This window comes from Streptomyces sp. NPDC091416 (genome assembly GCF_044756845.1).
GTDB lineage: Bacteria > Actinomycetota > Actinomycetes > Streptomycetales > Streptomycetaceae > Streptomyces.
In genome coordinates, this window is sequence record NZ_JBIVTU010000010.1 from 1 (window position 1) to 10659 (window position 10659).

The 10659-nt window shown below is 71.1% G+C and carries 5 protein-coding genes; 4 read left to right on the forward strand and 1 reads right to left on the reverse strand.

Annotated features, from left to right (window positions below; all coding sequences use genetic code 11):
* Window positions 1-45: 45 nt before the first annotated feature.
* On the forward strand, window positions 46-3948 hold the full coding sequence (locus ACIQMX_RS27415) for an amino acid adenylation domain-containing protein (protein ID WP_402481945.1): 3903 nt from the start codon (window positions 46-48) through the stop codon (window positions 3946-3948).
* A 1416-nt stretch (window positions 3949-5364) separates the two neighbouring features.
* On the opposite strand, the gene ACIQMX_RS27420 is transcribed toward ACIQMX_RS27415, so the two are convergent.
* A complete protein-coding gene (locus ACIQMX_RS27420; RefSeq protein ID WP_402481946.1) occupies window positions 5365-6564 on the reverse strand; it encodes a cytochrome P450 in 1200 nt (399 codons plus the stop codon).
* A 483-nt stretch (window positions 6565-7047) separates the two neighbouring features.
* On the opposite strand from ACIQMX_RS27420, the gene ddaH reads away from it, so the two are divergent.
* The 3 genes from ddaH to ACIQMX_RS27435 all read left to right on the forward strand — a co-directional run bounded on the left by ddaH (window position 7048) and on the right by ACIQMX_RS27435 (window position 10626).
* Complete coding sequence (ddaH, locus tag ACIQMX_RS27425) at window positions 7048-7890, forward strand: dimethylargininase (RefSeq protein ID WP_363078487.1); 843 nt, start codon at window positions 7048-7050, stop codon at window positions 7888-7890.
* A gap of 380 nt (window positions 7891-8270) precedes the next feature.
* Entirely contained in the window at window positions 8271-9434 is a 1164-nt protein-coding gene (locus ACIQMX_RS27430; protein ID WP_402481949.1) for a pyridoxal phosphate-dependent aminotransferase, read from the forward strand.
* Window positions 9435-9462: 28 nt separating this feature from the next.
* Window positions 9463-10626, forward strand: coding sequence for a cytochrome P450 (locus ACIQMX_RS27435; protein WP_402481951.1), 1164 nt, complete (start codon window positions 9463-9465; stop codon window positions 10624-10626).
* The last annotated feature ends 33 nt before the right edge of the window (window positions 10627-10659 follow it).

Consider the following 10659-nt stretch of genomic DNA (forward strand, 5'->3'; position numbering starts at 1 on the left):
GGGGGTTCGGGTGGGGGTGGTCTGACTCCGTCGGATGTGCCGTTGGTGGAGGTGTCGCAGGGGGAGATCGAGGGGTGGGAGGCCCGGTATCCGGCGTTGCGGGATGTGTGGCCGCTGACCCCGCTCCAGTCCGGACTCCTCTTCCACACCGCCCTGACCGAGGAGGATGCCGCGCTGGACTCCTACCAGATGCAGTTGGTCTTCCACCTGTCCGGAGAGGCGGACCCCGAGCGGATGCGTGCCGCTGGGCAGGCGTTGCTGGACCGGCATGCCAATCTGCGGTCCGCGTTCGTTCCTCACGGTGGCAGTGGCTGGGTGCAGTTGGTCACCGAGGGTGTCGAACTGCCCTGGTCGGAGCGGGATCTGCGACATCTGCCGGAGGCCGGGCGTCTGGCGGAGCTGGAGGCGTTCCTGGCCGAGGACCACACGGTCCATTTCGATCCGGCGGCTCCGCCGCTGCTGCGTCTGGCCCTGGTCCGGATGACCGACGACCACAGCGAACTGGTCCTCACCGCCCACCACGCCCTGTTCGACGGCTGGTCGGGTCCGCTGCTGATGGAGGACCTGCTGCGGCTCTACGGCGCGTCGGGCGGCGGCGTCTCCGCTCTTCCCCAGGTGCGCGACTACCGGGACTTCCTCGTCTGGCTCGACGGCCAGGACCAGGACGCGGCCTCCCGTGCCTGGGCCGCGGAGCTCGAAGGCATCGACGAACCCACCCTCCTCGCACCGGCCGTCACCCCGGCCGAGAGCGGCGCGCCCGGCATCGGGCACGCCGACGTCTCCCTGGACATCGCGGAGACCAGAGATCTCGCGCGCCGGGCGGGTGAGCTCGGTGTCACGGTGAACACTCTGGTCCAGGGTGCCTGGGCGCTGCTGCTCGGGCAGTTGACGGGGCGTCAGGATGTTGTGTTCGGGGCCACGGTGTCCGGGCGGCCATCAGCCGTGGACGGTGTCGACTCCATGGTCGGCATGTTCATCAACACGCTGCCCGTGCGGGTCCCGCTGTCGCCGCACGTCACTCTCGCCGGTCTCATGACGGAGATCCAGGGACGCCAGACGGCCCTGATGGAGCACCACCACCACGGTCTGACCGACATCCAGCGGAGCATCGGACTCCAGACGCTCTTCGACACCCTGGTGGTCTTCGAGTCCTACCCGGTCGACAGCGCGGCGCTGGCCGAGGCCAACGAGGCCGCCGGCCTCACCTGCACCGGCATCCGCCCCTTCTCCACCACCCACTACCCGCTCACGGTGATGGCGGTGGCCACCCCGAACCTGCAACTGGGCCTGGACTACCGCAAGGACACCTTCGGGCACGAGGCGGTCTCGGAGATCGGCGCGCGGCTGCTGCGCATCCTGCGCACCCTGATCGCCGAGCCCGGGCGGGCCCTCGGCGCGGTGGACACCCTCGGGCCCGACGAGCGGACGTGGCTGCTGGAGGAGCTGACGGACACCGCGACCTGCGAACCGGAAGTGACCGTGCCCGAACTCTTCGCACGGCAGGTGGCGAACTCCCCGGACGCCGTCGCCATCGAGTGCGGCGACGTCTCGTGGACGTACCGCGAACTGGACGACCGGTCCGACCGGGTGGCCCGTGAGCTGGTCCGCCGTGGCGCGCGGCCGGAGACCGTGGTGGGCCTCGCGCTGCCGCGGAACCAGGACCTCGTGGCAGGCATGATCGGCATCCTCAAGTCCGGTGCGGCCTATCTTCCGATGGACCCGGCCTATCCGAGCCGACGTCTGGAGCACGTGCTCTCCCAGGCGGACCCACTGCTGGTGCTGACGGACACCGCGACATCGCAGGCCCTGCCGCTGGGCGGCCGGGAGACCTTCCTGCTGGACGGACCCGACGGACTCGTGGACGGCCCGCTGCCGCGCGCCGCCGGGGCCGCGACCGTCGGCGGTGTCCCGCCCCGGCCGCAGAACCTGGCGTACGTGATGTACACCTCGGGCTCCTCCGGAACGCCGAAGGGCGTGGCCATCACGCACCGGGGCGTCACCAACGGTGTGACCGGACTGGCGGGGGTGACCCAGGCGGCGCCGGGAGCACGGATGCTGGCGGGCACCTCGGTCAACTTCGACGTGTCGGTGTTCGAGATCTTCACGACGCTCTGCTCCGGAGGGACCGTCGAAATCGTGCGCGACGTGCTCGAACTGGCCGAGCGCGGCGACTGGACCGGAGGGGTGATCAGCTCCGTTCCCTCAGCCTTCGCCGAGCTGGCCGGCCGCGTCACCGGAAAGGTCCGGGCGGACACCGTCGTCTTCGCGGGCGAGGCCCTCTCCGCGGCCCTGGTGCGCCAGGTGCGGGAGGCGATGCCGGGAGCCCGGATCGTCAACGGGTACGGGCAGAGCGAGAGTTTCTACGCCACGGCGTTCGCACTCGCGGCCGACGACGTCTGGGACCGGACGGACAGCGCTCCCGTCGGGGCGCCGCTCGGCAACATGCGGGCCTATGTCCTGGGCCCGGGGCTCGCACCGGTGCCGCCGGGGGTCGTCGGCGAACTGTACGTCGCGGGAGCCATCGGGCGCGGGTACCACCACAGGCCGGGGCTGACCGCCGAGCGATTCGTCGCCGACCCCTGGGGTCCGGCGGGCGAAAGGATGTACCGCACCGGCGACCTCGCCCGATGGAACGCCGACGGAGTGCTGGAATACGCCGGGCGGGACGATGCCCAGGTGAAGATCCGCGGCTTCCGTATCGAGCCGGGCGAGGTCGAGGCCGCGCTCGCGACCCATCCGGACGTGGGCCTGACCGTGGCACACGTGGATGACGGCCGGCTCCTCGCCTACGCCGTTGCGGGGCACCCGGCCGGCCGGCTGGACCCGGCGGAGCTGCGCCGGTTCCTGGCCGACCGCCTTCCCTCCTACATGGTGCCCGCCGCGGTCGTACCGCTGGAGCGGCTGCCGCTGATGCCGAACGGGAAGCTGGACAGGGCGGCGCTTCCGCAGCCCGAATTCACCGCCGACACCTACCGGGAGCCCACGACCGCCGACGAGCGGCGGCTCGCCGTGATGGTCGCGGATGTGCTCGGTCTCGAACGGGTCGGCGTGGACGACAGCTTCTTCGACCTGGGGGGCCACTCGCTGACCGCGGCCAAGCTGGCGGGACGGATCGGCGAGGAGTTCGGAAAGGAACTCCCGATCCGCCTGGTCTTCCAGCACCCGACCGTGGCGGAGCTGGCGGTACGTCTCCGGGACGGTGCGGCACCGCAGTTCGAGGACCCGTATGCGCGGGTGCTGACGATCCGGACCGAGGGCGACGGCGAACCCTTGTGGTTCATTCAGCCCGGCTTCGGCCTGAGCTGGTCCTACCTCAACTTCGCGGCGCACATCCGTGACCGGCCCGTGTACGCCTTCCAGGCACAGGCCTTCAGCGGGGACGACGGGCCGGAGTCGGTCGAGGAACTGGTCGACGACTGTGTCCGCCGGATGTTGGAGGTCCAGCCCGAAGGGCCTTACCACGTCCTCGGCTGGTCGTTCGGTGGCACGGCCGCGCACGCGGTGGCGGCCGAACTGGCCGCGCGCGGGCACGAGGTCGGCCTGCTGGGCCTTCTGGACTGTGCGCCGGCCGACTACTTCGACGACGCGGAGATGCTGCCGCAGCAGGACGTCGAGCACATTCTGGAGGACTACATCGGCCACATGGTCGGAGCCGACGAGTACCGGCGCGTCCTGGAGACGTCCGCCAGGGCACTGATGACCCACGTGGCGATCCTGCAGAAGTACACCTCGCCCCCCTACGCCGGTGACGCGGTGTTCTTCCGCGCGTCGCTGAACCCGGACGATCTGTACGCGGGCGACGCGAGCCACTGGCTGCCTTACATCAGCGGCAGCGTGGAGCAGGTCGATATCGAGACCGGCCACCCGCAGATGTGCGACGCGGGACCGGCGGCGGAGATCAGCAGGATCATCAACCGGAAACTCGGTGCCCGTCGGCACGGCGGCTGACCGCGGTGGGCCTCCCCGCACATGCGGGAAGGCCCACCGCCCGGCGTGGGGCGGCAGGTTGTGGGCCGACTGGATCGTCGTGAGGCGTACGCCGGGCACGGGCGGGCGGGGACGCCGGCCCGAGCGACGAGCAGGAGTCGCGTTGCGTGATCAGGCCGGTGATCAGGGCCGGCGCACCCGCCCCGGCAGCGTCGGGGGCCGCCGCAGTCGGGTATCCCTGGGCCGCGTTCCGCTGCCGGGGGCCGCCTATGCCGGGGCCCGGCGGCGGCCCCCGGCCACCTCGATCGGCCAGGTGGCTGCCTCGGCGTCGGCGTCGGTCATCGGCTCCGCCCGGGGTGCGGCGCGGCCAGGCGGGCTCCCGCCTCGGCCCCTCCGGCGACGCGGCGTTCACCGGCGGTGACTTCTTGCGCGACCTCAGGTCCGAGTCGACGGGCCTGCCGGTCACAGCGCGGTCTCTCAGGTGCCGGCAGGTCGTCGATGAACCGGAGGACGAGTCCCGGATGCCGGCCGAAGATCCGCGTCGCGTGGACCCGACCGGTGCCGCGCCCGTAGCCGGCGCACCCGGCGCGCACACCCGAGCCGGCCGGGCGGCCGTCCTTCCGTCCGCGTTCCGCAGGCGCTCGTACGGGGTGACGCCTGCCGCCTCTCGAAGGGCAGGCCGCTGCCCTGCCCGGAGATGAATCCGGGCAGGGCAGCGCACAGTTCCTGGACCACGGCCGCGCTCGGCCGCGGCCACGTCCGTGTGACGACATCCAGGGACAGGAGCAGCAGGGCGTCTCCGGTCGAAGCGGCCCGGGAGCTGCCGAAGGCCGACCGGACGGTACGTCCCGCGTCCAGGACTACCCGGACGAGGTGTTCGTCGAGCGCCCCCACGAAGAGACCGGCCGGCCGCTGCGCGTGGTCGGACCAAGCACGAGCGTGACGGGGACCGGATCGAAGCCATCGGCGTCTCGGAGTTCATACGGGACGAGACGCCCGCGGCGCACGGCGTCACCATCCATCGGGCCGTGGCGGAAGAGCGAGGAGCTGTGCATCGGTTCCACGGCCGTCGCGGCGGCCACAGCCCTCGCCCCTGGGCGCGCCCAGGGGCTGCGCGATCGACGGGACCCGGGCGGTACGCACCCGCTCGCCCCATCAGCCGGCGTCCACCGGCCGCCCGGTCCGGTCCGGCCTGCCGAAGTGATGGGCGGCCGCCGAGCGCGGACCGGTTCGGTGAGCCCGGGCAGGGCCCTGTGCAGCCGGGGAGCGACGAGTCCCCGCGCCTGGCCGAACCACCGCATCCCGACGGCGCCGGCGGGGCCGTGGCCGCTGCCGCATCCCGACGGCGGCAGCCGTCCGACGCGGGCGCGGCGCGTGCGGGGCCGGCCGGCGGCCGGCCGGGTCCGAACGGAGGCCGGCTGCCGCTACCCCGTACGATTACCAGCTCACCGGCAGCTCGTGGAGGCCGTAGACCCCCTCCTCGCCCTTGAACCGCAGCTCGTCGAACGGGACGGCCAGCTTCAGATCCGGCAGCCGGGCGAGCAGCGTGTCGAAGACGATCTGGAACTCCAGGCGCGCCAGGCTCTGTCCGAGGCACTGGTGCGGGCCGTGGCCGAACGCGAGGTGGTTGCGGGCCGGGCGGTCGATGTCGAAGGTCTCCGGGTCCGGGAACACCGAGGGGTCGTGGTTGGCGGCGTTCCCGAGGCCCAGCACGCCCTCCCCGGCCCGTATCAGGCGTCCGCCGATCTCGACGTCCTCGGCCGCGACCCGGACCATCGCCAGCTCGGACACGGTGAAGTAGCGGAGCACCTCCTCCACCATGGCGGGCGTCAGGGACGGGTCGGCCCGGACGCGGTTCATCTGCTCCGGGTTCCGCAGGAGCATGGCGGTGCCGAGCGCGATCGTGTTGGCCGACGTCTCGTGTCCGGCGATGAGCAGCAGGAACGCCAGCCCCATCAACGCCATCCGGTCGTAGTCGCCGCTCTCCCGGTTCTTGGCGATCTGCCGGCTCAGCAGGTCGTCACCCGGCTCGTCCTCCTTCGTGGCGATCAGGTTCATCAGGTAGCCGGCCAGCGAGCCGAAGGCCTCGTCACGCTCCGTCTCGGACGCCGTGATGCTGACCAGCTTGACGCTGTTGGAGAGGAAGAACTGGTTGTCCGAAAGCGGCACGCCGAGCTGCTGGCACATCACCAGCGCCGGTACCGGCACGGCGAGTTCGGCCACCAGGTCCACCTGCCGGGGGCCGGCCAGGATGCTGTCGAGGCGCTCGTCGACGATGCGCTGGACCTGCGGTCGCAGCTCCTTGATGCGCTTCGCGGTGTACTCGCTGATGGCCTTGCGCCGTGCCTCGTTGTGGGCCGGTGCGTCCAGATTGATCATCGTCTGGATCGGCTGCTCGGTCGGCTTCTCCAGGCTGAACGAGGGGTAGCCGGGGTGCCTGTTGTCCGAGCTGAAGCGGGTGTCGCTCAGCATGGCGCGCACGTCGGCGTAGCTGGTCAGGGCCCAGACGGTGTCCTTGTTGGGCAGCTCGACGCGGCAGACGGGCTCCTCCTCACGGATCCGCGCGTACGCGGGGGGCGGGGAGAAGGGGCATTCCCGGGCGAAAGGGACCGTCCCCTGGGTGGTGTTCTCGGTCATCTCGTACTCCGTTCCTGATGGCGGTGGCCGGCGGGTGGATGCCGGCCCCACGGAAGGGTGACGGCACGTGTCGGTCCTTTTCCCTCGCGTGCGCGAGACGCATGCCGACTTCCTTGTCCCGCGCACCGGGAATCCGGGGAAGCGGAATGGGTGCGGGTTTCGGAATCGGTGGTGTCCGTCCTTTGCGGAATGCGGCGCTGTGAACCCTACGATGTGGCGGAGCATTCCAGCTATCGTCTTCCCCGGTGCCGCAGGAGCGGGATTGATCCGGTCCGGGAGACCTCCGGATCCGGAGATTGAATTCCTGGCGGCCGGTGTCCCGTCAACGGGACACGGTGCCGGGTCTCGCGGACCTGGGGCGGCATCCGCGCGGCGCGATGCAGGGCACCTGTCGGCGGCGGAATCCGCGCCGTGGCCCGCGCTTCGCGCGAACCTGTGGCGTCTCTCCATTCCAGACACAATCTGGCGAACAAAGGGGTAAACGTGTCAGACGAAACCAAGGAAGCCCCCCGGGCCGGTGACCGGCAGGCGGCGTCGAAGCGCTACCTGATGTGCCGCCCGAGCTACTTCGGCGTCACCTACTCCATCAACCCGTGGATGGAGCCCAGCAAGCCCTGCTCGACCGACACGGCGCTGGCCCAGTGGAAGAACCTCCACGACACGTTCGCAACCCTCGGGCACGACGTGCAGCTGATCGAGCCGGTGGCCGGCCTGCCGGACATGGTCTTCGCCGCGAACGGCGCCACTGTGGTGGACGGCAAGGTCCTGGTCGCGCGCTTCCGGCACCCGCAGCGGGCCGACGAGTCCGCGGCATACCTGGACTGGTTCCGCGAACGCGGCTGGCCCGAGGTGAAGATGGCGCAGTACACGAACGAGGGCGAGGGCGACTTCCTCTTCGCCGGCGACGTGATCCTGGCCGGTACCGGATTCCGCAGCAACGTCCGCTCGCACGACGAGGCGCGGGAGTTCTTCGGCCGCCCGGTGATGTCCCTGATGCTGGTCGACCCGCGCTTCTACCACCTCGACACGGCACTCTCCGTCCTCGGTGACGGGCAGGTCATGTACTACCCCGAGGCGTTCTCCGCGGGCAGCCGGGCCCAGCTCGCCGAACGTTTTCCGGACGCGCTGCTCGCCGAGGCGGCGGACGCCGAGGTCTTCGGCCTCAACGCCCTGTCGGACGGCCGGAACGTGATGCTCCCGCACCGGGCCACGGGGCTCGCGGCCCGCCTCCGGGAGCGCGGATACGAGCCGGTCGGGGTCGAGCTCGGTGAACTGCTCAAGGCGGGCGGCAGTGTGAAGTGCTGCACGCTCGAACTGCGGGACTGACACCCCGCGCACGGCCGGCCCCGCCCTGATGACGGGACGGGACCGGCCGTCATCCGGCTCGGTCGCGGACCGCTTTCCGGTTCACCATTCACGGGCCGGAGGGTATGTTCGAGTCCAGTCGGGGATCGGCCTGGTATTCGGCCCGATGCGCATTTCCGGGGACCGGTGACCGGGCGGGGTTTCTTCGCTCCAGCGCTGTCCGGAAGTCCCTTTCCTTCGGCCCATCATTCGAGTGAATCCCCGGAAATTCCCCCTGGATGGCGAAGGGGTGTCACGTCCGGGTTCGGCGGGAAACGAGAGCGACTTCCCATGGATGACCCGGACGCCACCGTTCCGGATTTTCCTTCCCATGAAGCACGTGAAATTCAGGAAGAGGGGACATGACGCATTCCACGAAACGCCGGGCACACGTCTCGTCGAGGGCCGCCGGCCTGCGGGGCAACAGTCTGGGCGAGCTCTTTCTGATGGCGCGTGCGCGGGGGGCCATCGACCTGGCGGTCGGCACACCGGGATACCCCGAACCGTCCCGCGACATCATCGACGCGGCGGCCGAAGCCATGCGGGCGGGCCGCAACCAGTACGACCACCCGTCGGGAGACCTCCTGCTGCGCGAGCGGATCGCCGCGACGCTGCACACCCACACCGACCCCGCCACCGAACTGACCGTCACCGTCGGGGCCACCGAGGCCCTGTGCGTCGCCCTGCTCGCCACGCTCGACCCCGGGGACGAGGTCGTGCTGATGGACCCGGGCTACGAGCAGTTCAAGGCCGCGGTCACGCTCGCCGGGGCCGTACCCCGCTTCGTCCCCCTCCACCCTCCGGCCTGGCGCTACGATCCCGCGGACCTCGCGGCGGCGTTCACGCCGCGCACCCGGGCCGTGCTCCTCAACAGCCCCAGCAATCCCACCGGCAGGGTCCTGGACCGCCGGGAGCTGGAGGAGATCGCGGAACTGTGCGAGCGCCACGATGCCACCGTCATCTGTGACGAGGTCTACAGCACCTTCGTCTTCGACGGCCGCCCCCAGATCTCGGTCACCGAGGTGCCGGGACTCGCCGAGCGCAGCATCGTCGTGGGCTCGCTCTCCAAGAGCCACGCGATCAGCGGCTGGCGCCTCGGGTTCCTGCGGGCCGACGCGGCGCGCACGGAGGTGCTGCGACGGGTGCACGAGGTGACCACCAACGGCGCGGCCACCCCGCTCCAGGTCGCGGTCGGCATGGCCGCCCTCTCGGTGGACCTGCCGAAGGCCACCGCCGAGATGGGGCGCCGCCGGGATCTGGCCCAGGAGATCTTCTCCCGGGCGGGCATGAAGTTCGCCCCGGCGGAAGGCGGCTGCTTCCTCTTCGCGGACGTCGAGCCGCTCACCGGCGGCCGGACGGACGGCACCGCGTTCGTTCACGAACTCCTGGAGAGGGCCGGGGTGCTGCTGGTCCCGGGTGCCTCCTTCTTCGCGGACCCCGCGCGCGGCGAGCAGTACGTGCGCATCGCGTTCAACCGGAGCACCGAGGTGCTGCACGAGGTCGATCGCCGGATCCAGGCCGGATGAGAACCCACGGACGAGGGGGAGTGCCCGCATGAAGGAGTGCACGGTCGACCAGTCGGGACCGCTTCCGGGTTTTCTCCGCGACAGCGCCGGTGACGTCGTACCCATCCGGACACCCGCGGGCGACACCATGTGGCTGGTGCGCGACTACGCGCTCGGCCGCCAGGTGCTGACCGACAAGCGGTTCAGCAGAGCCGCCGCCGCGACGCCGCACGCGCCCCGGTTCAACGACGCCCAGCCCGTTCCCGACTCCATGATGAGCATGGAGGGCGACCGGCACACCCGGCTGCGGCGGATCGTCAGCGGAGCGTTCTCCACGGGGCGCATCGCCGCCATGGGCACCTTCGTCGAGGAGCTCGCCGACCGGCACCTGAACGCCATCGCCCGGCAGGGTCCGGGCGCCGACCTGATCGCCGGCCTCGCCACCCCCCTGCCGCTCGCCGTGCTGTGCTCGGTGCTCGGCGTTCCCGAGGAGGACGGCAACCGGTTCCGCGACTGGGTCGAGGTGCTCTTCGACATCTCCGCCAGCACCCCCGTGGAGAAGGCACGCCGCCGCATCGAACTCGCCGAGTACATCTACGACCTGGTCGACCGCAAGCGCCACCGGCCCGAGGACGACCTGCTCACGGTACTGATCGGCGTCCACGACCGGGGCGACCTCACGATGAACGAACTCCTCACACTCGGTCTCACCCTGCTGATGGCCGGCTACGAGACCACCGTGGGGCAGATCGGTCTGTCGGCGCTCTCCCTGCTGTCCGATCCGACGGCCTATGCGGAACTGACGAAGCAGCCCGAGCAACTCGCCGCCGCAGCCGAGGAACTCCTGCGCCTGAACCCCGCCACCCCCCTCAGCTTCCCGCGTGTCGCCGTCGAGCCGGTCGAGGTCGGCAGCGTCACCGTCCAGGCCGGCGAGGCCGTCATGGTCTCGCTGCTGGACGGCAACCTCGACGCCGACGTGTTCGCCGGGCCGAGGTCGCTCGACCTCACCGGACGGGACGCGGTGCACCTGACCTTCGGCCACGGTGTGCACCGCTGCCTGGGCGCGCCGTTGGCGCGGCTCCAGGTCCGCATCGTGCTGGAACAACTGCTGCGGCGGTTCCCGACGCTGCGGCTCGCCGCCGTCGACGAGCCCGTGGTCTGGAAGGGCGGCCTCGCCACCAGGGGGCTGTCCCGCCTGCTCGTCGACTGGTAGCGGGCCCCGCGCCCGCCGCCCACTGCCCGCCGG

Bases quoted from the DNA above. Each gene is read 5' to 3' on its own strand.
- ACIQMX_RS27420 (WP_402481946.1), bottom strand. From the start codon at position 6,564: ATGACCGAGAACACCACCCAGGGGACGGTCCCTTTCGCCCGGGAATGC.
- ACIQMX_RS27430 (WP_402481949.1), top strand. From the start codon at position 8,271: ATGACGCATTCCACGAAACGCCGGGCACACGTCTCGTCGAGGGCCGCC.
- ACIQMX_RS27435 (WP_402481951.1), top strand. From the start codon at position 9,463: ATGAAGGAGTGCACGGTCGACCAGTCGGGACCGCTTCCGGGTTTTCTC.